This is a genomic window from Streptomyces similanensis, assembly GCF_039543625.1.
GTDB lineage: Bacteria > Actinomycetota > Actinomycetes > Streptomycetales > Streptomycetaceae > Streptomyces > Streptomyces similanensis.
Genome location: NZ_BAABKC010000160.1, coordinates 1 through 22,397 on the forward strand (window position 1 = coordinate 1; position 22,397 = coordinate 22,397).

25 protein-coding genes and 1 pseudogene are annotated in these 22,397 nt (G+C 73.4%); 19 read left to right on the forward strand and 7 right to left on the reverse strand.

The window, feature by feature from the left end; translation table 11 throughout:
- The first annotated feature begins 60 nt into the window (after positions 1-60).
- The 10 genes from ABEB07_RS38910 to mobF all read left to right on the forward strand — a co-directional run bounded on the left by ABEB07_RS38910 (position 61) and on the right by mobF (position 9,357).
- The gene (locus ABEB07_RS38910; protein ID WP_345672784.1) at positions 61-291 is read left to right on the forward strand and encodes a hypothetical protein; all 231 of its coding nucleotides are present in this window, start codon (positions 61-63) and stop codon (positions 289-291) included.
- Positions 292-379: 88 nt separating this feature from the next.
- Positions 380-883 (forward strand): hypothetical protein, encoded by a 504-nt coding sequence (locus tag ABEB07_RS38915; protein ID WP_345672785.1) that lies wholly within the window; start codon positions 380-382, stop codon positions 881-883.
- Entirely contained in the window at positions 880-1,191 is a 312-nt protein-coding gene (locus ABEB07_RS38920) for a hypothetical protein (protein ID WP_345672786.1), read from the forward strand. The genes ABEB07_RS38915 and ABEB07_RS38920 overlap by 4 nt, the downstream gene beginning before the upstream one ends.
- Positions 1,188-2,021 (forward strand): hypothetical protein, encoded by an 834-nt coding sequence (locus ABEB07_RS38925; RefSeq protein WP_345672788.1) that lies wholly within the window; start codon positions 1,188-1,190, stop codon positions 2,019-2,021. Before ABEB07_RS38920 ends, ABEB07_RS38925 begins: the two co-directional genes overlap by 4 nt.
- Positions 2,018-2,599 (forward strand): hypothetical protein, encoded by a 582-nt coding sequence (locus tag ABEB07_RS38930; protein ID WP_345672789.1) that lies wholly within the window; start codon positions 2,018-2,020, stop codon positions 2,597-2,599. Before ABEB07_RS38925 ends, ABEB07_RS38930 begins: the two co-directional genes overlap by 4 nt.
- A 66-nt stretch (positions 2,600-2,665) precedes the next feature.
- Entirely contained in the window at positions 2,666-3,286 is a 621-nt protein-coding gene (locus tag ABEB07_RS38935) for a hypothetical protein (RefSeq protein ID WP_345672790.1), read from the forward strand.
- On the forward strand, positions 3,283-3,522 hold the full coding sequence (locus ABEB07_RS38940) for a pRL2-19 (RefSeq protein WP_345672791.1): 240 nt from the start codon (positions 3,283-3,285) through the stop codon (positions 3,520-3,522). Before ABEB07_RS38935 ends, ABEB07_RS38940 begins: the two co-directional genes overlap by 4 nt.
- 28 nt (positions 3,523-3,550) lie before the next feature.
- A complete protein-coding gene (locus ABEB07_RS38945; protein ID WP_345672792.1) occupies positions 3,551-3,916 on the forward strand; it encodes a hypothetical protein in 366 nt (121 codons plus the stop codon).
- 81 nt (positions 3,917-3,997) lie between these two features.
- Positions 3,998-4,333, forward strand: a complete 336-nt coding sequence (locus ABEB07_RS38950; RefSeq protein ID WP_345672794.1) for a hypothetical protein — start codon at positions 3,998-4,000, stop codon at positions 4,331-4,333.
- Between the two features lie 815 nt (positions 4,334-5,148).
- Positions 5,149-9,357: a MobF family relaxase gene (gene mobF, locus ABEB07_RS38955; protein ID WP_345672795.1), complete on the forward strand. Its 4,209-nt coding sequence runs from the start codon at positions 5,149-5,151 to the stop codon at positions 9,355-9,357.
- 131 nt (positions 9,358-9,488) lie between these two features.
- On the opposite strand, the gene ABEB07_RS38960 is transcribed toward mobF, so the two are convergent.
- The gene (locus ABEB07_RS38960) at positions 9,489-9,884 is read right to left on the reverse strand and encodes a restriction endonuclease (RefSeq protein ID WP_345672796.1); all 396 of its coding nucleotides are present in this window, start codon (positions 9,882-9,884) and stop codon (positions 9,489-9,491) included.
- Positions 9,881-10,345, reverse strand: a complete 465-nt coding sequence (locus ABEB07_RS38965) for a hypothetical protein (RefSeq protein ID WP_345672798.1) — start codon at positions 10,343-10,345, stop codon at positions 9,881-9,883. The genes ABEB07_RS38960 and ABEB07_RS38965 overlap by 4 nt, the downstream gene beginning before the upstream one ends.
- A gap of 77 nt (positions 10,346-10,422) precedes the next feature.
- Here ABEB07_RS38965 and ABEB07_RS38970 point away from each other — a divergent pair, with 77 nt between their 5' ends.
- The 4 genes from ABEB07_RS38970 (at position 10,423) to ABEB07_RS38985 (ending at position 13,962) form a co-directional block, all read left to right on the forward strand.
- On the forward strand, positions 10,423-11,661 hold the full coding sequence (locus tag ABEB07_RS38970) for a helix-turn-helix domain-containing protein (RefSeq protein ID WP_345672799.1): 1,239 nt from the start codon (positions 10,423-10,425) through the stop codon (positions 11,659-11,661).
- Positions 11,658-12,209 (forward strand): flavoprotein, encoded by a 552-nt coding sequence (locus tag ABEB07_RS38975; protein ID WP_345672800.1) that lies wholly within the window; start codon positions 11,658-11,660, stop codon positions 12,207-12,209. Before ABEB07_RS38970 ends, ABEB07_RS38975 begins: the two co-directional genes overlap by 4 nt.
- 436 nt (positions 12,210-12,645) lie before the next feature.
- Entirely contained in the window at positions 12,646-13,320 is a 675-nt protein-coding gene (locus ABEB07_RS38980) for a hypothetical protein (RefSeq protein ID WP_345672801.1), read from the forward strand.
- Positions 13,321-13,752: 432 nt separating this feature from the next.
- Positions 13,753-13,962: a hypothetical protein gene (locus tag ABEB07_RS38985; protein ID WP_345672802.1), complete on the forward strand. Its 210-nt coding sequence runs from the start codon at positions 13,753-13,755 to the stop codon at positions 13,960-13,962.
- A gap of 101 nt (positions 13,963-14,063) precedes the next feature.
- On the opposite strand, the gene ABEB07_RS38990 is transcribed toward ABEB07_RS38985, so the two are convergent.
- Positions 14,064-14,642: a hypothetical protein gene (locus tag ABEB07_RS38990; RefSeq protein WP_345672803.1), complete on the reverse strand. Its 579-nt coding sequence runs from the start codon at positions 14,640-14,642 to the stop codon at positions 14,064-14,066.
- A 22-nt stretch (positions 14,643-14,664) separates the two neighbouring features.
- Entirely contained in the window at positions 14,665-16,068 is a 1,404-nt protein-coding gene (locus ABEB07_RS38995) for a competence protein CoiA family protein (protein WP_345672805.1), read from the reverse strand.
- A gap of 707 nt (positions 16,069-16,775) precedes the next feature.
- On the opposite strand from ABEB07_RS38995, the gene ABEB07_RS39000 reads away from it, so the two are divergent.
- The 4 genes from ABEB07_RS39000 to ABEB07_RS39015 are packed head-to-tail and all read left to right on the forward strand — an operon-like array spanning position 16,776 to position 19,520.
- Positions 16,776-17,453 (forward strand): hypothetical protein, encoded by a 678-nt coding sequence (locus tag ABEB07_RS39000; RefSeq protein ID WP_345672806.1) that lies wholly within the window; start codon positions 16,776-16,778, stop codon positions 17,451-17,453.
- Positions 17,450-18,064 carry a hypothetical protein gene (locus tag ABEB07_RS39005; RefSeq protein ID WP_345672807.1) on the forward strand — a complete coding sequence of 205 codons (615 nt, stop codon included), beginning with the start codon at positions 17,450-17,452 and terminating at the stop codon, positions 18,062-18,064. The genes ABEB07_RS39000 and ABEB07_RS39005 overlap by 4 nt, the downstream gene beginning before the upstream one ends.
- The gene (locus ABEB07_RS39010; protein ID WP_345672808.1) at positions 18,061-18,399 is read left to right on the forward strand and encodes a hypothetical protein; all 339 of its coding nucleotides are present in this window, start codon (positions 18,061-18,063) and stop codon (positions 18,397-18,399) included. The genes ABEB07_RS39005 and ABEB07_RS39010 overlap by 4 nt, the downstream gene beginning before the upstream one ends.
- Entirely contained in the window at positions 18,396-19,520 is a 1,125-nt protein-coding gene (locus tag ABEB07_RS39015; protein WP_345672810.1) for an integrase, read from the forward strand. Before ABEB07_RS39010 ends, ABEB07_RS39015 begins: the two co-directional genes overlap by 4 nt.
- A 90-nt stretch (positions 19,521-19,610) precedes the next feature.
- Here ABEB07_RS39015 and ABEB07_RS39020 read toward each other — a convergent pair whose 3' ends face one another.
- Together ABEB07_RS39020 and ABEB07_RS39025 are read right to left on the reverse strand one after the other, a co-directional pair.
- On the reverse strand, positions 19,611-19,802 hold the full coding sequence (locus tag ABEB07_RS39020) for a hypothetical protein (RefSeq protein WP_345672812.1): 192 nt from the start codon (positions 19,800-19,802) through the stop codon (positions 19,611-19,613).
- 64 nt (positions 19,803-19,866) lie between these two features.
- Positions 19,867-20,781 carry a hypothetical protein gene (locus tag ABEB07_RS39025; RefSeq protein ID WP_345672814.1) on the reverse strand — a complete coding sequence of 305 codons (915 nt, stop codon included), beginning with the start codon at positions 20,779-20,781 and terminating at the stop codon, positions 19,867-19,869.
- Between the two features lie 830 nt (positions 20,782-21,611).
- Here ABEB07_RS39025 and ABEB07_RS39030 point away from each other — a divergent pair.
- On the forward strand, positions 21,612-21,968 hold the full coding sequence (locus ABEB07_RS39030; RefSeq protein ID WP_345672815.1) for a hypothetical protein: 357 nt from the start codon (positions 21,612-21,614) through the stop codon (positions 21,966-21,968).
- A 17-nt stretch (positions 21,969-21,985) separates the two neighbouring features.
- Here ABEB07_RS39030 and ABEB07_RS39035 read toward each other — a convergent pair.
- Positions 21,986-22,397 (reverse strand): annotated as a pseudogene (locus ABEB07_RS39035) (hypothetical protein); the annotation flags it as partial.

Sequence of the window (22,397 nt, forward strand, 5' to 3'; positions counted from 1 at the left end):
TCCAGGTCGGAGCAGGGGGCAGCCACATCGTCCCTCACACCCGAAACGGAGCCCGACACCATGGCCCCCACCCGCCCCGACACCCCCCAGGCCACCGCCGCCAAGAAGCGCCTCGACGCCGCGGCCGCCGCCCGGGACAAGGCCATCGAGGCCGCGCAGCGCGCCTACTGGAGCGCCGTCGCCGCCGAGATCGAGGCGAAGAACCTCACCCAGGTCGCCACCGCCGCGCACCTGGACTTCTCCCGCGAGCACATCCGCAAGCAGATCAAGCGGTACGTCGAAACCAACTGAGGACCGTGATCCGGGGGCGGCCGTCACGGCCAAGCGACCGACCGCCCCCGGCTCCCCGTCCAGAGCAGAAGCCGAGGAGAGGCACAGCATGAACCACCGCTCCGCCGCCTTCACCGTCGCCTACGCCCTGATGCGCGTCGCGGCTGATCACGCGGACCACTGGGGGCAGAGGGACTTCGACGCCCAGTGCAAGGGCGCCACCGACGAGGCGCCCGTCGAGTACAAGCACGAGGACGGCACGACCGTCACCGTCGGCACCGACGGCGGCCGCCGCGCCTGCGCCCGCCACGTCGTCAACTACACCGCCACCCAGGGCCTGGTCCTGGTGGCCGGCACCCGCGCGCTCGGCATCCGCCTGCACCCGGCCGCCGTCGCCGCCGCCCTCGCCGTCAGCGGCCTGACCCACTACGCCGCGGACCGCCGCGTCCCCGACGGGCTCCTGCAGCGGCTCGCCAAGGCCACCGGCAAGGAGCGCTTCTACAAGCTGTCGGATTTCGGGATGAACGGCCCTTACTGCCTCGATCAGAGCTGGCACCACTCCTGGGAGACGCTCGCCGCCGCCGTCGCCAGCATCAAGGCCCGCACCGCGTGAGCGCCGAGCAGACCGAGCGGATCCGCCGCGCGGCCGCCGACGCCCACACCGCCCTGCAGCGGCTCACCGCCGCCACCGCCGGCCTCACCCCCGAGGGGTGCACCGTGCTCCTGGAGGCCCTGCACGACGGGCGCACCGACGGCCTCCTGGTCGTGCTCGGCGGGCTGATCACCGCCACCGGCGAGGACCTGCCCGAGGGCGCGGCCGCCGAGGACATCGACGAGGCCGCCGCGTACGTCGAGGACTACGCCGGGCAGCGCCTGGCCCGGGCCCGCACCACCCTGACCGCGCAGGAGGACCAGACGTGAGCATCACCGGCGACGAGACCGGCGCCGCCCCCGGCGGCGAGTACGACGGCTGCTTCAACCGCGGCTACCGCCGCGGCCTGGAGCACGGCCGCTTCCACCAGGCGTCCGAGCTCGCCGCCCGCATCGAGGCCGCACCGTCCGAGCTGGACCTCCGTTTCCGCGGCGAGCACCTGACCGTCCACACCACCGGCGGCACCTCCTACGCGGTGCTGTGGGAGGAGTGGTTCGGCCGTGACGCCTCCACCTGGGTCCGGCACGCCTCCCCGGCCGCCGCGCACGCCTGGGTCCACCAGGTCGCCGCGCAGTGGCTGCGCAACGAGACCGGCTACCGCTCCGGCGGCGGCACCCTGCAGAACTGGGGCCAGAGCCCGTGGGCCGCCGAGCGCGACCTCGTCCACGGCCGCTGGCACGTCGCCGTCGGCCTGTTCCCCGGCGTCACCTACGCCAGCACCGAGACCGAGGGTCCCGAGGAGGGATGGGCGTTCCTCGCCGGCACGCTCACCGCCGCCGGGTTCCCCGCCGACACCTGGCCGGCCGCGATGCGGCAGGTCCGCGACGGGGACCTGCCCGACCCCGAGGACGCCGAGCCGGAGGCCCTGCCCACCGCGGCCGCCGCCCCGGCCGGCACCCCGGAGCCGGAGCGCGCCGCCTGGCACACCGCCTGCGCCAGCTCCTCGCCCGCATCCTGGCCAGCCTCCGTCAGACCCGTTAGACCCAACGCCCCCAACGGTGACATCCGGGCGAACCCGCCCGCACTGTCACCCCGGCACGACAGCATGAGCCCGGGGGCCGCCGAAACCGGCCCCCGGCTCACCGAGAGGAAACCATGAACGACACCGCCGCCGGCACCGACGGCCCCGCCTACTCCACCGAGGCGTACGCCGCCGTCGAGAAGGCCAGCCGCTCCCACCGCACCACCCTGTACGCCCCGAGCGTCCTGGAGCACGCCGCCGAGCTCCTCACCGACCTGTGGTCCGCCGGCGAGCGCCACGGCGTCACCGCCTCGGAGTGGGGATGGTCGGTCGACCTGCCCAGCGGCGCGCTCGACGTCGTCTCCCGCCGCTACGAGCGGCCGGAGAAGGAGCGCACCACCGAGGAGACCTTCACCCTGGCCCGGCACCTGCTGGAGGCTTTGACCTCCGACGAGATCGGCCTGAGCGCCAAGCCCGGCCCCCGCGCCAGCGTCATCGTCGAGCGCGGCGCCGACACCCCGCGCGGCGGCTTCCACGGCGACGCGGACCTGATCGTCGGCATCGCCTCCAACGTCGGATGGGACGTGGCCTTCAACCAGAACGGCGCCTCCCTTGTGTCGATCGCCGCCCCGGCCTCGCAGGCCGGCGCCTCCCAGGTCGCCGAGATCGTCCGGGCGCTCGTGCACGGCGAACTCGGCAACCCGTTCCGCCGCTGACCCACCACGACCGACCCGAGGCGGGGCCGCCGAAACCGTCCCCGCCTCCCTCCCGAGGAGCCCTTCGTGACCGGCTGGTCCAGCACCACCCTTGTCCGTATCGCCGACGACTACGACCGCGAGATGGGCGACAGCAACGCCCCGCTCGACTCCCGCTATGGCCGCTACCTCACCCAGTGCATGAACGACCTGTGGGACGAGGACCGCACCGACCCGGCCGCCTTCCTCGTGTGGGCCTGGAGCGTCGGCACCGGCCCGATCATGTCCCCCGGCTACGTCCGCATCCGCCCCGACGTCGGCGCCGTCCGGCTCACCCAGTCCCAGGAGGACGGCCGCCTCCTGGTCGAGGTCGAGACCCCCGTCCAGCACGGCCAGCTCGCCCCCGGCGTGCGCCCGCCGTACGCCGCCGCCCGCGACTGGGAGCCCGACCCCTACGCGTACTCCTCCGACGGCCCCAGCCCCCTGCAGGCCCCCCAGGACGAGTCCAAGCCCGCGCTGCTCCTGGCCGCCACCCTGCGCGTGCCGGCCAACGGCTGGACACTGCACCGGCCCGCCGGGAAGTGGCCGGTCGAGGAGCTGCTCATCGACGACGCCAAGCAGGCCGTCGCCGTCGCCGTGGCGGCCATCAACCGCGACGTCGGCCCGATGGTGGCCAAGCTCGTCGGCGCCGAGGGCGGCCACTGGTGAGCGGCCTGCCCGACCCGGCGGATCTGTCCCACGCCGCGCTGATCGCCGTCCTGATGCACCACGGCGGGAGCATGGACCTGCCCGCCGAAGCGTTCGAGGCCGACGCCCTCGGCGACGGCCGCGGCGCCCACCACGCGCTGCAGATCACCGCGCTCGACGACCGCACGGTGCGGCTGTCCGTCGTCGCCCGCCCGCCCGGCGACGACAACGCCGGCATCGAAGTCCGCCACTCGTGATCACCCCCGCGTACGAGAGGATGGAGACATGAGCGAGGACGAACTGCTGCGCCGCCTGAACGAGCTGGAGGGCAAGGTCGCGCGCATCGGCGAACTCGAGGCGGAGGTCTCCCGGCTGCGCGAGGACGCCGCATCCGCCCGCGCCCTGGCGGGCATGGCCGACCGCGACGTCGCCGAGATGCGCACCACCATGCGCGGCCACACCAGCGTGCTCAACGCCCTGCGCGAGACGCAGATCGAACACGGCCAGGCCCTCAACGCGGTGAACGCCACCGTGCGCCAGGTCGCCGAGGTCCTCGGCGGCGTCGCCGCCGGGCAGATGCAGATCGCCGAGCAGCTCGCCGGGCACCGCGAGATCCTCGACCGGCTCGACGCTGGCGAACAGCAGTCCTGACCGCACCGCGCAGCGCCCCCGACGACCACCGCCGGGGGCGCTGTCGTCTTCCCGGCCGCCGTGCAAGAGGAGCCGAACGCCGTGCGCGTCCCCGGCCTGGTGTACGCCGCACTGCACGCCTGCCACCCACCCGGAAGCCTCCCGGACTGGCTCACCGGAACCGGTCCGCGCTGCGCGACCGGTGCCACCGTCGACGTCGTCCAGGAGCACGCCGAGGAGCTTGCCGACCTGGTCGCCACGGCATGGTGGGAGTGCCTGCAGGACGACGCCGCCGACCCCTTCACCACCGCCTTCGCCGCCGCGTGCGAGGCGTACCTCCACCCCCCGACGCGGACGCCGGCCCCCGTCCCGGTCGCGTCCCCGCCTGACCCGAAAGGCGACTGCGGCCGCCCCCGTCCCGACACCGCAGACCGGTGACCGAGCCGCCGCCCGACACCCTCAGAAGCCCCCGACCGCGCACCCAGCGGTCGGGGGCTTCTGTCGTTCGGGGACCGGTCCCCGCGCACCGGAATGCGTCGCGCGGGACGGGGACGGTCCACCCGGCGAGGCGTCACGGGGACCGTCCCCCTGACACTCAGTCGGGGACCGTGCGACCACGAAACCGCGCCGACCAGCGGGTAAAGCGGGGGCAAAGCGCACGCGGATCACGGTCCCCGAAGAACGCCAAGAACAAGCAAAAGCGGCGTGCGCGTCACGGGTGCGCCAGGACCGTCCCGGGACCGTCGCCGGGGATGCCGCGGGGACGGGAAGGGGACCGCCGCGGGACCGTCCCCGGGGACCGAGGAGGGGGCGGCCGCAGGGGACGCCAAGGCACCTCCGGGGACCGGAGAGGGGGCCGCCGCCGACACCGGCGACGCCATGCCCGGAGGCCCGGCCGCCCACCGCCGGCACTCGTCGCAGCGGCCACTGCCGACCACCGTCCGCAGTCGCCTCCTGCGAAACCGTCCGCGAATCGCGGACGCTCCCCGGGGTGGCTCTCCGGCGCGGCAGGCCCGCCGACAGACTCCCTGCCAGACCTGTACCGAGCCAGCCGTCCCACCAGGACAGACGCCCTTTTCGGCAACCGCCGATCTAGGGCTACTGTCAATGACCCCTGTGGATGACTCGATCACCTGTCCGCAGGTTCAAGATCAGACAAGAGCTAGGCACAAAGGGACCTCCCCCTGGCGGGGGAGGTCCGGCACGGCCGGGCCGAACAGCGCACAAGCGCACAAGCGGGGGAGGGCGGCCGGATGGCCTGGCTGACGAAGATCAAGGCGGACGCACAGGTCGAGTACCGGCTGCGCGAGCAGGCCGGATGCGGCGTCGTCGAGGCCGACGCCGTGGAGGCCGTCGTCCTGGACGACTCGGTCGACGCCGCCGTCGACTACCGGCTGCGACCGGAGGGCGACGGCCACCTGGTGTGGGTCGGCAGCGGCATGAGCGCCTTCGGGTACGCGGCCGGCGAGCGTCTGGACGACGAAGCCAAGGACGCCGCGCGCCGGATCATGAACGGCTGCCACCCCGCCACCGGCGCCCGGCTGCTCGCCTCGACCGCCTCGGTGCGCGTCCATCCCGACGCCCACCTGACGGTGGCACGGCTGACCGAGGCGATCGAAGCGCTGGCCGCCGAGCGGGGCGTCGAGCCGGCCGACCTCCTGGCGGGCAAGCCGAAGCAGCAGAAGCAGCTCGCCACCCAGCAGCGGATGGTCAACCGGTTCGGCGAGGGGCAGCGCCTCCAGGTCGGCACGCTGCACAAGCTCGCCCGCGCGGTCGGCCTCGACCTCGCCGACGTCTACGGCGCCGAGACGGTCGAACGGGCGTGGGCGAGCAAGGACAAACGGATCGACACCCGCGTGCGCGGATGGGACCTCGTGCTCGATCTGCCGAAGTCCGACAGCGCGGTGTCCGGGCTCATGCGCGACCTCGACGAGCGCACGTTCCGGGAGCTGGTGCAGCGGGCGAAGGACGACACAGTCCGCCAGGCCGAGGAGTGGATCGGCTACGCCGTCACCGGCGAGGACGGAGAGAAGGTGCGCATCGCGACCGGCGGTCTGCTCGGCTGGTCGGTGGAGCACCTCGCCGCACGCCCGGTGACGCCGGGCGAGCCCGGAGACCCGCACCTGCACGTCCACGTCACGATCGCCAACATGGCGTTGTGCGAGGACGGCGAGTGGCGGGCCATCGCCAACAGCGGACAGGACTTCCACCGGCACGCCAAGGCCCTCGACGCGTACTTCAAGGCGCGGGTGCGGGAGCTGACGCACGCGACGTTCGGCGTGCGCCGCGAGTACAACCCGGACACCCGCGCGTGGGAGATCCGGCACGTCCCCGAGGAGCTGCGCGACGCGTTCTCCCGCCGGCACATCGCGCTCGACGAGCGGGTGGGCACGGACGCCTCGCGCGAGGACCGGCAGTGCGTCGCCGACGAGACCCGCCGCGCGAAGGTCGACGCCGACGCGTCCGGGATGAGGGCGAGCTGGCACACCCGCGCCGAGGCGGTCGTCGGCGACGTCGACGCGATGGTGGCGGCCGCCGCGCCCGGCCCGCCCGACGGCGGCGGTGCGGGCATCGACGGCCCCGGCGGCGGCCCGCAGCGGCCCGGCCAGGACGACCTCGCGCGCATCGTCTTCGACCCCGAGACCGGGCTGACCGCGTCGGAGAAGTCGTTCTCCCGCGCGCAGCTGCTCGCCGCCGTGGCGACGGCGATGGAGTTCGGCATCGGCGCCGAGCCGGGCCTCCTGGACGAACTCGCGGATCAGGTCCTCGCTGTCGAGGGATACGCGGTGCGCCTGCCGCACGTCGGCTCCACCGTCATGTCGTCGATGGACCGCTACACCACCCGCGACATCCTCGACGCCGAGGAACTCGTCACCGGCCAGGCCCTGGCGCGGTTCGACGAGGGGGCGGTGAAGCTGACCGCCGAGCAGGCCGCGGCCGCCATGTCCGTCTTCGAGGTCGCCAACGGCTTCGCGCTGTCCGACGAGCAGCGCGCCGCGATCACACGGACACTGACCGCCGGGCACGGAATCGACGCGCACATCGGCGCGGCCGGCACCGGCAAGTCCACGCTGATGGAGGCGTGCCGGATCGCGTGGGATGCGACCGGTCACACCTACGCCGGCGCCACGGTGAGCGCGGTCGCCGCCAAGTCGCTGGACGACGCGTCCGGCATCCCGGCCCGCTCGATCGCCTCCTGGCTCCAGCAGATCCGCGACGGCCAGGGGCTCACCGGCATCGACGTCCTGGTCGTCGACGAGGCCACCATGTCGAACGACCGGCAGGCCGCCGTCCTCATGAAGGAGGCGCAGCGCACCGGCACGAAGATCGTGGCGATCGGCGACCCGCAGCAGCTCCAGGCGATCGGCCCGGGCGGCTGGTTCAAGGAGGTCCACCGGCTCGTCGGCGGGCTGGTCCTCACCGAGAACCGGCGGCAGCGCAACGACGCCGAGCGCGCCGCCCTGGAGGTGTGGCGCACCGGCGACCACGAGCAGGCCCTGCGCATCCTGGCCGACACCGGCCGCGTGCACGCCACCGAGAGCGCCATCGAGGCCCATACCCAGATTCTGACCACCTGGGACGAGCTGCGCACCCGCTGGAGCGACCCGCACGACCTGATCGAGTCGCTGACCGTGCTGGCCGCCAAGAACGCGGACGTGGACGTGCTGAATCTGGGGGCCCAGCAGATCCGCCGGCAGCGCGGCGAGCTCGGCGCGGAACACCGCTACGCCCTGTCCGGCGGCGCGGAACTGAACCTCGCCGTGGGCGACCTGGTCCGCGTGCGCCAGAACGACTACCGCAGCCGCCGCGGCGAGGGCCCCGACGTCCTCAACGGCTACCGGGCCGTGGTCACCGCGATCGACGAGGAGCACCGCGTCGAGATCACCTGGCGCGACAAGAAGACGAACGAGTCGGTGACCGCCTGGTACGAGCCGAAGGCGATCAGCTCCGGCGCCCTGTCCCTCGGCTACGCCATGACGGTCGCCGCGAGCCAGGGCCTCACCAGCGAGGTGAGCCTGCTCTACGGGCACGGCGCGAACGCCTTCGCCGTCTACCCGGGCATCACCCGCGGCCGCGCCGAGAACCACCTGTGGCTTCCCCTGGCCGCCATCGAGGACGACGACACGCAGGCCCGTCTCGGCGAGGCCCGCACCGAGGCCGAGCGCCTGCACCGCGCGGTCACCGCCTTCGCCAAGTTCCTCGGGCAGGAGCGGGGCGACTACATGGTCTCGGACCTGCTGCGCGAACCGCCGGCCCCCGCCCGCGTGCCCGTCCAGGCCGTACGCGACGAGGATGCCCGCGCCCGTGCCCGCGAGGAGTCCGAGGCCGCGCTACGGCGGGCCCAGGCGGCGACAGCCGTCTCCCCCGGCCGTGCGCGCGAGGCGTACGAGCAGGCGCAGCGGCTCGCCGCCGAGGAGCGCCAGGAGACCGCGGCCGCCGCCGAGCCCGCCGTGCAGCTCCAGGCCGGCAGCGAGGACGACGCCCAGGAGCGGGCCGCCGGCGAGAAGCGTCTGGCGGAGGCCCAGCGGCAGCGCGAGATGGCGTCGGTGCAGTCCTGGAAGACCCGGCCGTACGGCAAGCGGTCGGACGCCGGGCTGGCCCGGGCGATCGGTCTGGCTTACGAGGCGGCCGACCACGCCGAGCGCGCCGCAGCGCAGACGGCGCAGGAGGCTCGCGCTCTCGAGGAGCGCCTCGCCGAGGAGAAGGCGTCCGGGCAGACCCGCGGGCAGGCGTTCGTCGCCGCGGCCGCCACCGTGCTGGACCAGGCGGAGGCCAAGGCGAAGGAGGCGGCCCAGGAGGCCGCCCGCGCCATCAACGCGCGTGCGGAGGCGGAGCAGAGGGACACCTATCTGCGCGAGTACCTGGAGCCCAAGCGGGACCTGAGCTTCATCGAGCGGCGCCGCGCCAGGCTCACCCTGAAGCAACTGGACGCCGACATCAAGGACGTGTCCGCCGAGCGTGCGGCGCTGTGGACGGAAGCGAGCCGGGCCGCGAACGCGGCGGACAAGGCCCGAGAGGAGGCGTGGAAGCTGGTCCGCGAGAGCAGCTTCGCCGGGCAGTTCCGCGACCTCGGAGCCGACAAGCCCGCGCCGAAGGACCTCGACGTCGTCACCGCGCGGCTGGCCGCGATGCGCGAGCGGCTGCCCGACGTCGAGATGCGCCTGGACCGCCGCGACGCCCAGAAGCTGGCCCGCCTGCAGGGCGAGGTGACCCAGTACACCGACGCGGCCGCCCGCAGCCGCGGGACCGTCGCGACCGGACAGGCCGAGCAGGTCCTGCGCCGGACGATCGCCACGAAGTACCCCGAGCTGCACGACGTCGAGACCAAGGCCCGCCGGTCGCACATCGTCGCGCAGAAGCGCGCGGCCGCCGAGCAGTCCCGGGCGCGGGCGCAGGAGTCGGCCAGCTACCACCACCAGCCGCCCTCCCAGGGGCGCAGCGGGCCGTCGATGGGCCGGTAGGCACGTTGGGTCCAACAGGCCCAACCAGGCGTGAGCAGGCATGCAGAAGCCCCCGGCGGCGCTCGGTGCAGGAGCAGCCGCCGGGGGCTTCACGTCGCCCGGGCCCACGGGGGGAGGCGCCGGGAGACGGCTCAGGGGGACGCGGCCGCCGCCTCGTCGGGCACGGCGGCCTGCAGCCGGTCCAGGCGCTCGTACAGCGCGCGGATCAGCCGGGCCCGGTTGTGCACCCGGTTCAGGCTCGTGCACGGCTGCGACAGCCGTCCGTCGGCCTCCTGGAGAATCAGCTCGGCGAACAGCCTGCGCCCGTCGTCCTCGGGCAGCCGCGCCGCGCGCAGCCGCACCTCGTCGGCGACCGCCCGCGCCGCACCGGCGAGCAGGTGGCCGATCTGCGCGACGTCGTCGGCCGGCACATCCAGCGGAGAGGACCACGCCAGCGCCGTGCGCACCGCCTGTTCGTGCGTCTCGCGGTCGGGCGGGAGCTCCGCCGCGAGACGGCCCTCCGGGTCGTACAGAACGTCGTAGGTCATGAGGTGGCCGCCTTCTGGTGGTCGCGGGCCAGGGCTCGCAGATGGTGGGTGAGTCGGTCGGGGCGGATCAGCGGCGGAGCACTCTCGCGCGGCGGGCTGACCCAGTGCGCCACCGGGCTGCCGTGCTGGCCGGCGGGCATCAGGAGCTGGAAGCCGTCGCCGAGGATGCGCACGCCGGGAAGTCCGGCGGCCGCGTGGCCGGTGCCCGGCGGCACCAGGACGTACAACTGGTCGCGCAGGTGGTCGGCGAGCACCGGGTAGCCTCGGCGCGGGCCCACCCGCATGGCGACCAGCGCGTCCAGGCCGTGCGCTATCGGGGAGATGGCCACCGCGTCCCAGGCCCGGCCGCACGCCACCCAGTGGGTGCGGTCGTCACCGCGCACCCACTGCGCACGGAGCCGGTCGGATGGCTGTGCGAGCCGGTGCCACGTCGGGGTTGAGGTCTTGGCGGACTGGGCCATATCCGGACCGTACGGGCGGTATACACGAGGTAGCCCACACGATGTGTGTGGGTTCTCAACTCCGCTTCGGAGTCCGCATGGACCGCATCCAGTTTGGCCGCCGCGTCGCCTACTGGCGAGGGCGCCGCAGCCTGTCCCAGCAAGAGTTCGCCGCGCTGATGCGCCGCTCCGTGCGGTGGGTGGAGGAGTTGGAGGGCGGGCGCCGCCAGGCCGACCCGAACCTCTCGGTGGCCACCGAGATCGCGTTGCGCCTGGGCATCACCCTGGACCGGCTGCTGTACGACCCGGCGGTGCTGTGCCCCGCCGAGGGCGAGCTCGCCGCGGTGCGCGCCGCCCTCCAGCGCCACGACGTCCTCACCGGCCGGTGCGACGACTCCTCTGCCGAGCCGGTGCCCGTCACCGTCCTGCAGCGCAGCCTCTGGTACGCCCGAACCGGCTTCCAGGCCGGGCACTTCGCCAAGCTCGGCACGCAGATCCCCCAGCTGCTGGTCGACGCCACCCGGGCCGCCGCCCGGCACGAGGGCGACGACCGGCTGGAGTCGTACCGGCAGCTCTCCCTGGCGCTGGAGCTGACCGAGGCGGCCGCCATCAAGTGGGGTGATTCGGAGTTGGCGGTCACCGCCGGCCAGCGCGCCGTCGCGGCCGCCGAACGGTCCGAGGACCCGGTCATCATGGCGAGCGCCGCCCGCCACCTCGCGGACGCGATGACCGCCCACGGCCAGGCGGCGGCCGCCGTCACGTTCGTCACCGCGGCCGCCAACCGGCTCCAGGGCGACCTGGTGCAGTGCGGGCCGGAAGGGCTGAGCGTGCTCGGGATGCTGTTCCTCAAGGCGGCGATGGCGCAGGCCGCGGCCGCCGAGGCGGACGACCACAGCCCGGGCGCGCTCGCCCGCGCGGTGCCCGGCTACCTCGACCAGGCCGACGAGCACGCCGAACGCCTCGGACGCGACGACAACCTGCTGTGGACGTCCTTCGGCCCGACCAACTGCGCGCTCTACCGCGTCGCGGCCCACGTCCAGTTGAGCCAGGGCGCCGACGCCGTGGCGGTCGCCGCGGACATCCCCGCCGCCTCCCTCGCCGGTCTCCCGCGCGAGCGCCGGGCCCACCTGCTCACCGACCGCGCCATCGCCGAGAAGCAGGCCGGGCAGCGCGAGGACGCGGTCGACACGCTCCTGGACGCGGAGAAGCTCGCCCCCGAAGAGGTGGTGTGCCGGCCCCGCACCAAGCGACTCGTAGAGGACCTGCGCCTGCTGGGAGTTGGCAGCGCCGAGGGGCGGTTGCGCGGTCTGGCTGATCGCTGTGGACTGCGCGGGTGACCACGAACCGCACCCTGTACCTGATCGCGTGCGCGGCCCCGCCGGCCCGCCGCCTCGAAGTCCCGATCCGCGCCGCCAAGCGGGTCGGCTGGGACGTCTGCCTGATCCTCACGCCCTCCGCCCATCGGTGGCTCACCGAGGACGCCGAGGGCGAGATCGAAGCCCTGGAGGACCTCACCGGGCACCCCGTGCGCTGGCAGTACAAGCTCCCCTCACAGCCCGACGTCCTGCCCCCGCCGGACGCGATCCTCGTCGCCCCGCTCACCAACAACACCCTCGCGAAATGGGCGACGGCGATCAGCGACACCCTCGCCCTCGGGCTGATCACCGAGGGCATCGGACTGGGCCTGAAGATTGTCGCCCTGCCCCACTTCAACGACGCCCAGGCCGCGCACCCGGCCGTCGCCCGGCACGTCGACTTCCTGCGCGAGGCCGGTGTCACGGTGCTGCTCGGCAGCGGCGGCTTCACCCCGCACAAGCCCAAGCAGGGCAACGTCGACGCCTTCCCGTGGCAGGCCGGACTCAACGCCCTCTACGCCGAGGGCTAATCAACCCCGGTTGGGCCCGTTAGACCCAACGGGCCCAACCGCTGCCCCGCAAGAGGCCGAACCGCCCCCGATGTGCGCCACGCGCTGCGCCGTCAGGTCCTCCGCCAGATCGTCCGCCAGGCGGTGGGCGACCTCCCGGCCCGGCCGTGTCCGCTTCGCAGGTCACGCTCCCTTCCGCGCCGCCGCGATCCGCGCGGCCGCGCGCCAACTACAGGGGAGAGAGAAGAGGCAGTGGAGACGAGAACGACGGGGGTCTAACGGGAGCGGGCGGAACGCCGGCGGCGAACCCGCGGTGAGGGCGAGGCGCGGGGCGATGGCTGGCAGCGCACCGAGGAGGACGAACACCTGCTCCGGCTGGCCACCCGGTACAGCACCCTGACGCTCCACCAGGCCGCTTACGCGTGCTGGGGCGGACGGACGGCGGCGGGTGCGGCTGATGACCGAGGCCGGGCTGCTGCTGCGCAGCGCGGACGTGCGGTGGGCCCGGACGGTCGTGTGGACCACCGAGCGCGGCGCGCGGGTCGCCGGCACCGGGCTGAGCGCCCCGCGGCCGCCGGGTGAGCGGCTGCTGCACCGCCTGGCCGTCGCGGACGCCGGGATCGCCCTGGAGACACACGGATACGCCGTGCTCTCCGAGCGGGAGGTCCACGCCGCAGAGGCCGTGCCCGGCCGGGCGGCGGAGCTGCTGGCGGCCCTGCGGGTACCCGGGGTACCCGTCGGCGCCCGGCGCGGCGAGACCCTGGCGGTGCCCGTCGGCGCCCGGGCCGTGCACTGGCCGGACCTGGTCACCGTGCCGCCCGGAGGACACCTCCCGGTTGCCGTCGAGGTCGAGCTGACCCCCAAGCCCACGGCCACGCTCCGGGCGATCCTGCGGGCCTACCGGCACGCGCAGCGCCGCGCCCTCTACCTCGGCACCGCCCCCGTCCTTCGCCAACTGCAGGGCGCTCCGGGCCCGGACGGCCGGTGGGTCGACGGCGTCGCCCAGGACGTCGGCCTGCTCCCGCCGGGCGGGCCCGATCCGGGCTCCGGCGGCCTCCTGCGCGTACGGCAGTTCGCCGCCGGCGATCCCGCCATCGGCCGTCAGACCGTCCAACGCGCCCTGCGCCATTGAGATGTTCGCTGGGGCGGGGGGATCGCCGGGGCGACTCAGAGGCCGTGAAAGGGAGTTGTAGCGGGCTATCGGCCGCAGCAAGTTAAGTGATCTGCATCACATGACGGGTTGGAGAGGGCGCAGCGGCTACTTATCCACAGAAGTGGCGCTGACCTGGGGTTTCCCGCGCATCAGGTTCGTGCGAGGTTTCCTCCGTGGCCTGCTAGGCGGACGGGAAGCACGTTCCGGGTGGACGCGGATGAGGCGACGGTTCGTGGTGACGCTGGCCCGGAGCACCACATAGCCACCAGTAACGTGGTTGGGCACCAAACGCCCCTTCGGAACGGCGAAGGGAGACCGCCTTGCGGAGCCGATGCTTGCCGGCCTGGCTCCGCCGGGGTCTCCCACTCGCCTGATGTCGGGTGCCCGCTCACTGTGAGGAGACCGGAAACCGTGACGACCATTGACCGTACCCCAAACGACTTACCGCGCCATCCCAACCTGCTCGCGTGGGTGACCATCCTCACCGCGCTCGTCTCCATCGTCGCGGTGGTCATCCTGGCGCTGACGCACCACACGGAGGCCGCGACGGCCGTCGGCGCCATCGGCGGCGCGGTGTCCACCCTCGGGGGCTCCCAGGTGAGCCTCCGCGCCCGCCGCTAGCCCCGTCGGCGGCTTGCCGCGCGGCCGGTGGCCACTGGATACGGGGTGGCAACGCGCAGCTCACGCGCGTTGCCACCCCGGTGTCCGGCTGTCGCCACCCGTCAGCGGACGTCGTCCCCGTACACGGTCTCCTGCAACGCCCGCAGGATGAGCCGGAACTCGTTCTCGTCGACGGCCTCGACGACCGCGCCGAGCTGCACCCCGCAGCGCCGTACCAGCGACGCGGCCACCTCCAGCACCGCCATCTCACTGCGCGACGCCTGGATCACCCAGGGCTGGTCGACCAGCAGCAGCCCGATCGCGTCCCAGCCCACCGAGGGGTGGGTGCCGCTGCGGTCGATGATCGGCCTGTTGCCGGCCGCCGACAACTCCGCCTCCTCCTCCAGCAGGCGCCGCAGCCAGTACCCGTTTCGGTGCGCGCCGAGCAGCCGGGTGGCCGCCTGCATCCCCTCGTTGCCCACGCCCTGCAGCAGGTCCTCGGCGAGCTGCTCGCCCGTCCTGTCGTCCGCGACCATCGTCACCGCTGTCTCCGTTCCCTCGGCGTCCGGCGTCGTGGTGGCCGGCCCCGCCTCACTGTGCGCGGCCGCCGAGCCGCGGCCGCGCCGCACACGCCGTGCGGTCCCCCGGACGAGCTCGCCCACCGTCAGGCGCACCAGCGGGTCTTCCGCCAGCTCGCGCACGATGGCCCGGCAGCGGCATGGCTCAGCACAGCGGGAGTTGTTCGTGGTCGGGCAGGTCGAAGTGCGTGATGCGGGCGCATCCGCCCATCGCCTCCTGCACCTCCCTGGCCTCCTGGGCGTTGCGGACGAGGATCCGCTGGGACCCCAGCTGCGGCGAGAGGGAAGCGAGGCCGGGGCAGGGACGCACGATCCCGTACAGCGCGTGGTACCTCCCCCGGGAGAACAGCGGAACACCGTAGGCGAAGCTCGCGTGCATACGCGGCTCCTCCGGGATCTCGACGAACAGCTTCTCCTCCCGCCGGGCCCGGTCGGCCACCGCGGCGAACAACTCGGCCCGCTGCGCCGAGGAGACCCGCAGCCACCAGTTCCGGGCCGTCTCCAGCGCTCGCCGCGCCTTCTCCTCCTGTTCGGCGGCCTCGCGGGCCCGCTGCTCCTCCAGCCGGCGCCGCTGCTCCTCTTGCTCGCGCAACAACTGCTCCATGCGGGCCTGGTGCGCCTTCTCCTGTTCCACGCGGCGCCGCTCGGCCTCCTGAGCGCGGCGCCGCTGCTGCAACTCCTGCAACCGCTGCCGACGCCGCTCGGATACGGCCTGCCGTTCCTTCCGCCGGGCCTCGCGCTCCTGCCGTTCCTTCTCCTGCCGCTGGCGCATCTGCTCGTGCTCGTCCTGGGAGCGGACGGACTGCGGCGAGGTCCACCACCGGTTCCGGCGCAGCCACCACATCTCGCCGTCGACACGCCGCATCACCTGCCGGTAGCGCGGCAGACTCCGCGCCGGGACGAGCTGCCCGAGCAGCACCCACCGTACGAACCGGCCCAGCTCCTCCTCCCTGAACTTCCAGCCCCCGGCGGCGTAGTCGAACCCGGCGAGCCCGTCGTCCACCACCCACGGCTCGCCCTGCTCCTCCGGGACGCGCACCCGCACCGCCGGCACTACATCGATCCAGTTCGGCGGCCTCTTGTGCGGAGAGACCCAGCACACCGGGATGCCCTCCGCGCGGTAGCGGGCCGTGCGGGCACGGATGTCCTCGTCGGTGATCGGGGAGAGCTGTGCCTCCCAGGCCATCCGGCGGCCGCCGTCCGCCGAGGACGCCATGACGTCCGCCCGCCACGAACCGTCCTCGGCGGCGACCTCCAGCTCGGCGTACCACCCGGCACTCCGGATCGCTCCGGCCATCTCCAGCTTGAGCATGTGGTGCTCCCACGACTCGTTCGACAGCTCGCACTCGGGCGGCCGCCCCGGGTCGTGGCAGAAGAACCGCACCTGCTGAGGGGAGTGCTTGGCGTGGACGCCCCAGCCGCACTCGGGGCAGGTGAGCGGGACGCGAGGACGGACCCTGTAGATCCGGGCCCAGTCCATTCCGCACCCGAGGTCTGGCTGTGTGGCATCGACGCGCCCGGCGTCGGGGTGCACCGCGGTGAAGGGCATGAATCGCATCTCCTGGCGATCCGGCGCATATCGCGCGCAAAACTGACTCACCAGCAGATACCGGATGCCACTGACAGTCGTACCCCGGATGGCCGCACCGGTCGGCCGCACCGCCGACCGGCCCGGAAGCGCAGCGGCGCCACGCCCGCTTCCTCGCGTGCCGCTTCGCTACGGCGTTGAGTCTCCTGAACGGGTGGGCGGCGGTTCTGCGCGCCGTCGGCGGACGGCTGCTCGTGCGGCGCGGAGGGCGGTGGTAGCGGCGGCGGTGGCCGCGGCGGCGGAGAGGCTGCCGAGGAACTCGGGCAGGGTCTCACGCAGCAGGGCGAGAGCGTCCGACACGGGAAGGCACGGCGCGCGTCGAGGGCTCCGTCGCGCGCCGATTCCTCTCGTGTTCGAGCGGGCACAGCGGTGCACTGATTCGGCCGGGAGCCTCGGCCGCGACATACTCCTTCGGACCCGCCGGGTTGGGCCTATCCCCTTCCGCGGCGTGGTGATCCTCCCTCAGTGCGGTGCACATCTTTCCGGCTCGGAGGTCGCGTGTCCCGGCTTTCGCCCGAACTGGCCGCTCCCGGCGTACGGCCCGACAGTTGTCCGCGATTCGCGGACAGGGGGGATCGCGTCGGATAAGCTCTCCTTATCCGACGCGATAGAACGGGACATGACGACCGGTCACCCGCGCGGCGGAGAACAGGGAGGGACGCCACCGCATGACCACCACGCTCCTGCGCTACGCCGTCGACATCACCCCGGACGACGTGGAGGCGCTCACCGGCTGGCTCGTGGACCGGCTCATCCATCGTCCGTCGGTGGATGTCGACACCGAGGAGTACCGGACCAACGCCGCCCTGCGGTACCTGGTGCCGGCCTTCGCCGGGACCCTCAGCCACTGTTTCGGTGACGAGGTCGTCGAGCGCGCGCAGACGGATCCGGAGGCGAGGCTGCGGCGCATCCAGCAGATCCAGAAGACCTGGAACCTGCTCGCCCAGGCCGCCTACCCGTGGAGGGACAGCGACGGGTTCGACACCGAGCGCTGGCACACGGTCCGCTTCTACGACGCGGAGGACGAAGAGAGGCTCCGGCAGCACGAGGAGAAGGAGAAGGCAGCGGCGGCCGAGACGACGGCCTTCGTCTCCGAGTACCGCATCCCCGGCCCCCGCCGCGAGGGACGGAACGTCGGGGAGTTCGTCGTCGCCCGCGACCCCGACGACCCCGACCGGTGGGCCGTCTTCGAGGGCACCGCCCAGGCCCGCCACTGGGACGGCACCTCCTGGCGGCACGCCCGCTTCACCGGCACCAGCCCCTACCTGTTCGGTCGGGCGACCGCCCTCGCCCTGGCGCACCAGCACGCCGAGCGCGACGCCGCCGACGAGGAGACCTCGCGATGAGCCGCAGCCGTCAGGCCGCGCTGCTGGCCCGGCACCTGTCCGAGGTCACCGGCGTCAACGTGGAGCTGTACTACCACTCCGGCACCCGGTGGATTCTGGGCTGGACGGACGGGCCCCGGTGGGAGGAGATGCGCGGTCACCTCGACACCGCCCTCGCCGGGTACCGCTACGTCGAGATGCGCGACCGCAAGATCGACTGCCACCGCTCGACCTCGGAACGGGCCTGGGCCGCGCGGGCCATCGCCTCCCGCCGGGAGGGCGCCTTGGGGCCCGCGATCGCCGAGGGTGCGGCTTGGCGCCGCTCGCTGGGTGTGGAGCTGCCCCGTATGGGCGTCCGGGACCCGAGCGAGACGCACGAGTACTACGCCCTGCTGCGCCACGTCGGGGAGCTGTGCGAGCAGACCGCGTACCCGGACCGGGCCAGCGCACCGGAGGACGAGCCGCTCATCGAGCAGCTGCTCGCGGCCGGCACCCGGGACCGCGCGAACACCGGGCACCCGACCGTCAGCGAGTACGACATGGCCAAGGCGCTCCTCGCCGCCGAGCGGGCCCCCGCCGGCGACCAGCCGCCCAAGCTCGCCGTGGTCCGTGCTGCGGAGGAGGGCCGGTGACGGGAGTGCGCGAGGACGACGACGCGACCGCCCGCGCGTTCATCGCCTACTACCTGCACGACGTCGTCGCGAACGCCGCCGAGGACGGGCACCCCGCCCTGATCGAGGCGGCGGCCGCCGAGCGCACCGCGTGGGAGGAGCACGGACGGCTGGAGGGCAACACCCCGCAGTTCGTCTACGGCTGGGCGCAGCAGAACGCCATCAAGGCCGGGCAGGACGCCATCTTCGGGCGCGGCGCCCGGGAGGCGTGGCAGCAGGCCAAGCAGCAGATGGAGGCGGTCGGCCGGTGGCTGACCGCCCACGGCTACCCGACGGAGGGAGTGACGCGGAAGTGACGGTCACGGTGGAGACGGCGGTCGACGCCGGTGACGTCGGCGAGCCGGAGGGCGCCGGGGCGCCGGCGGTGCTGGACCCGGCGGCCGCCGAGCGCCAGGCGCTCATCGAGCGGTGGGCCGAACGCCACGGCGTCGACGCCGCCCGCCGCCTGGCCGAGGCCGAGGACCTGGCCGACGCCGTGCAGAAGGAGATCACCCCGGACAACACCGTCGACACCTACAACAAGAGCTGGCGGGTGTGGCAGCGGTTCTGCGCCGACGCCCGCCTGCCGGAGCTGGAGGCCACCCGCGGCTCGCTGGTGGCGTTCGTGGCGTGGATGCTGCGCGAGGGCCAACAGAACGGCAAGGGCTACGCCCCCAGCTCCGCCTCCACCCACCTGGCGGCCGCCGTCGTCGGGCTGCGCGAGCGCGGCGTGACGGTCTCCGGCGACGACCAGGCCGCGGCCCGCACCGCGCTGGAGGGCCTGGCGGTCAAGCTCCTGCAGGCCGGGGAGCGGCGCGGCCGCGGACAGGCCGTCGGCGCGGACATCGACGGACTGCGGGCCATCGCCCGGGCCTGCCCCGACACCCTCACCGGCGACCGGGACAAGGCCCTCACGCTGACCGGCTTCCACTACGCGAGCCGCTCCCAGGACCCGGCCGGACTGCTGACCGGCGATGTCACGCTGCACCCGCGCGGCCTGGTCGTCGCCGTGCTCACCGGCAAGACCAAGCACTCGGTGCGCAACGCCAAGATCCGCTACGCCGACGATCCCGAGATCTGCCCGGTGCGGGCCTGGACCGCCTACCGCGCCCGCCTGGTCGCCGAGCACGGCCCGCAGTGGGCCGACCCCTCGACGCCGGCGTTCGTCGGCATCGATCAGTGGGGCCACATCACCGGCGGCATGGGCCCGGACTCCGTCACCCGCGCCATCAAGCGGATCTCGAAGCGGGCCGGGGTGCCGATCGCCTGGACCGGCCACTCCCTGCGCATCGGCCTGGCCTCCGTCGGGCGCAAGAAGGGCAAGGACGGCATCGCCATCGCCGACCAGGGCGGCTGGGCCCGCCACTCCCGCTCGATGCTCGGCTACATGCAGCGCGACGACGGATGGGACGACAACGCCTCCGCCGGCCTCGCGTGACCATACGCACAGCTCAGCCCCGGTCAGCCCTGTTAGATCAACAGGTGTGACCGGGGCTGTCACATGCTCGCGGGGACAGGCCCGCAGAAGTCACCCGACCGGCATCTCCTCGATGGCGTTGCGGACGTTGTCGATGTCGTACCCCGTCTCCAGGACGGCGTGGGTGAGGGCTAGCAAGGCGAGCGTCTGTGCTTTCGCTCCCGGGTCGCTGACCTCTTCCAGGGTCTTCTCAGCTCGCTCGGCGAAGTCCTTCGCCTTGAGGACGTGCTCATCCTTGGCCATGTCTTCCCCCTCCGGGTGTCAGGTTATGGATGATCAAGAATGCCTCATGTGCCGACATCCACGGCTACCGCCGGGCAGGCCGGCCAACCGTCGGGTCCCCTGCTGAAGAGGCGCACCGAGCGGAGCAGTAACGGGCGGGCACATCCGCCTCGGGAGCGAGGAACAGGCGGGTTCCGCACACGCAGAGGCCGCCAGCCAGCTTGCGGATGCGGACGGCAGCGGACCTGGCCCTCTCCTTCAGGAGAAGGTGTTCGTTGTCCATCGCATGCCGGACGGCCGTTGCCTCGCCGGGGAAGATGTCATCAATCAGATCGGGGTCCGGGAAAGAGCCTTCGACCAGTTCTGCGGCGACTTTGGAGAACGCTCCCTGTACGACGGCGGCCGCGATCAGCGCGTCGCCCTGGTCCCCTGAGTGCGCGGCGGCCGGAGTCCTCTCGAACTCCTGTAGTCGGTCGCTCCCCCACATCCGAGCCATCTCGGCGAGCTCCGACCCGGAGCGTTCGGTGAGATGTCGGTCCTCGCAGAACGGGATCAAGTTCGCGGCGACGGGATACCGCTCGCACCCTGGGGTGAGGCACAGCTCGGCGACCCAGTCGTCCTGGGACAGCACGAGCTCGAAGCGCCGGCCGCCACCCGCCACCACCACGGTGTGAAAGCCGTCGCGGGACTCCATCGTCATCTCGGCGGACAGGCCCGTCGCCGCGAGGTACCCCGTCAGCTGCAGGATCGAGTTGTGCGGCACAGGGCCACCCAACAGCGCCGAGTCGAACATGCGCGGTGCCCACTCAGCGTCGACCTCGGGATGGTCTCCGGTCCACTCGGGGGAGGTTGTGCACTCGGCGAGCAGGTCCCGCAGGGAAAACACGGTCGGAGAGGTGCCGGCCATGGTGGCCTCGCGGAGTGCGGCGGTGTACTTGGCGCCGGTCGCGTGCTGCGCCGCACGGGCGCGCTGAGCAGCGGTGCTCTGGTTACGTGGCATCGGTCTTCCCCGCTCGACGGGCACGCCCACGCCGCCCGTCGACGAAGAGATGCAACGTCAGGGCGTCGCGGGCCCCGTAGGACCTTGGCCGATCGCGGGACGACGGCGTGGGCGTCGACCTGCGGCGGGCGGCGGTGCGCGTCCAGCCGAAGGCACCGTAGCGCAACGGCGAGGTGATCCAGAACGGCACGCCTTGGCCGAGCCTGCCGCACCTCGGATCGGCGACAGAGCGCGATTGGCCAGCCGCTACAGAGCAGCACAGACAAGTAGTCGGCGGCCGCCGTCGGAGGAAATCGCACCGAACGTGCTGGTCACCGCGATGCTCAAGGCCCGCGCCGGGTCGGAGGGATGCGACCCGGGGCGCGACGCAGGAGAAGACCCGGGACGCGACGTAGGGCGCGACTCAGGAGGGGACCTAGGGCGCGACTCGCGAACGGAGCGCCCACGGGCCCGGGGCGTCGCCATGACAGGCCCCGGGCCCCGGCTGTGCACTTCTACGTGAACGCCGGGCTCAACGAGCCGGGCCGCGTGCCGGTCACGCCGCGTTCCGTGCCTGCTCGTCGGTCAGGCCGATCGGCTGCCAGGTCCACTGGGTGTTGGGCGTCTGCATCAGGCGGGGCAGCGCGGCGACGTCGACCCCCAGCCGTATGCCGCGGATCCGCCGCTCCAGGGCTGCGGCCCGCCGATCCAGCGCGTCGACGTCGTCGGTGCCGGCGAGGACATGGGGGCTCAGGTCGGAGCACTCCCTCTATCTCCTATCGGTGTCGAAAAATCGATCGGTGTGACACTCACTGCCAGGGAGTTCAACGGGCACAGCATCGGGACGGTCGATGGAGTCGTGGGGACGGGCCGCGCCCGGGGTCGAGCAGCATGCCGAGCGGGTGGTGGAGGCCGCCTGCCATCTCGCGGACCTTACCGGCCCGGGCGGCTGGAGTACGGCGGCCGCCGAGGACGCGCTCGACGCGATCGACACCCTGACCGAGGCCCTGGGCAGCGCCGGGCCGGGGCTCGCGCAGGCCCTCGCCGCCGTGGCGGCCGCGACCGGTGACGCCCGCCGGCGCCTCGGTATCGCCGTCGAAGACCAGGAGCCGGAGCCGCCCGCCGCCGCGGCGGTGCCCTCAGTCCGCAGGCCGCCGAGGCGGCGCGGCCTTGGGCCCGGCTTCCAGGGCATCCGTACGGGTTCCTGAGCGCCCGTCCTGGTGGTTCAGGGAGCGGCGGGGGTGAGGAGGTCGGCGGCGACCAGTCCGGCCTCCAGACGGAGTGCGGCGGCCGCACACAGGGCGTCGGGCATGGTGAGCAGGTGTCCGGCCGTGTCGGCGGTCCGGATCAGATCCAGCGCTACGGCGGTGTCTTCGGCGAGCGTGGCACGGTTCCGGGCCGCGCCGGGCATCTTGACGCCGAGGACCCCGAGATCGGTGAGTAGCGCGTCGGCACGCTCGTGGGCCCCGGCCCGGGCCAGGGTGGTGACGAGGTCGGTGACCGCGGCTTCGGGGAGGACTCCGTAGGGCAGTGCATCCGTGATGAGGGTGCCGTGCTCGGCGGTGAGCCAGGCGAAGACCGCGCGGGAGGTGAGCACCGGCCCGCGATCGTCCCGGTACGCCCGGCGGCCGGTGCCA

Excerpts from the sequence above, each read along its gene's own strand:
- mobF (WP_345672795.1), top strand. The coding sequence starts at position 5,149 with ATGGCCTGGCTGACGAAGATCAAGGCGGACGCACAGGTCGAGTACCGG.
- ABEB07_RS39030 (WP_345672815.1), top strand. The coding sequence starts at position 21,612 with ATGGAGTCGTGGGGACGGGCCGCGCCCGGGGTCGAGCAGCATGCCGAG.
- ABEB07_RS38930 (WP_345672789.1), top strand. The coding sequence starts at position 2,018 with ATGAACGACACCGCCGCCGGCACCGACGGCCCCGCCTACTCCACCGAG.
- ABEB07_RS38965 (WP_345672798.1), bottom strand. The coding sequence starts at position 10,345 with ATGGCCCAGTCCGCCAAGACCTCAACCCCGACGTGGCACCGGCTCGCA.
- ABEB07_RS39020 (WP_345672812.1), bottom strand. The coding sequence starts at position 19,802 with ATGGCCAAGGATGAGCACGTCCTCAAGGCGAAGGACTTCGCCGAGCGA.
- ABEB07_RS38980 (WP_345672801.1), top strand. The coding sequence starts at position 12,646 with ATGACCGAGGCCGGGCTGCTGCTGCGCAGCGCGGACGTGCGGTGGGCC.
- ABEB07_RS38995 (WP_345672805.1), bottom strand. The coding sequence starts at position 16,068 with ATGCCCTTCACCGCGGTGCACCCCGACGCCGGGCGCGTCGATGCCACA.
- ABEB07_RS38915 (WP_345672785.1), top strand. The coding sequence starts at position 380 with ATGAACCACCGCTCCGCCGCCTTCACCGTCGCCTACGCCCTGATGCGC.
- ABEB07_RS39025 (WP_345672814.1), bottom strand. The coding sequence starts at position 20,781 with ATGCCACGTAACCAGAGCACCGCTGCTCAGCGCGCCCGTGCGGCGCAG.
- ABEB07_RS39000 (WP_345672806.1), top strand. The coding sequence starts at position 16,776 with ATGACCACCACGCTCCTGCGCTACGCCGTCGACATCACCCCGGACGAC.
- ABEB07_RS38910 (WP_345672784.1), top strand. The coding sequence starts at position 61 with ATGGCCCCCACCCGCCCCGACACCCCCCAGGCCACCGCCGCCAAGAAG.
- ABEB07_RS39005 (WP_345672807.1), top strand. The coding sequence starts at position 17,450 with ATGAGCCGCAGCCGTCAGGCCGCGCTGCTGGCCCGGCACCTGTCCGAG.
- ABEB07_RS38970 (WP_345672799.1), top strand. The coding sequence starts at position 10,423 with ATGGACCGCATCCAGTTTGGCCGCCGCGTCGCCTACTGGCGAGGGCGC.
- ABEB07_RS38945 (WP_345672792.1), top strand. The coding sequence starts at position 3,551 with ATGAGCGAGGACGAACTGCTGCGCCGCCTGAACGAGCTGGAGGGCAAG.
- ABEB07_RS38960 (WP_345672796.1), bottom strand. The coding sequence starts at position 9,884 with ATGACCTACGACGTTCTGTACGACCCGGAGGGCCGTCTCGCGGCGGAG.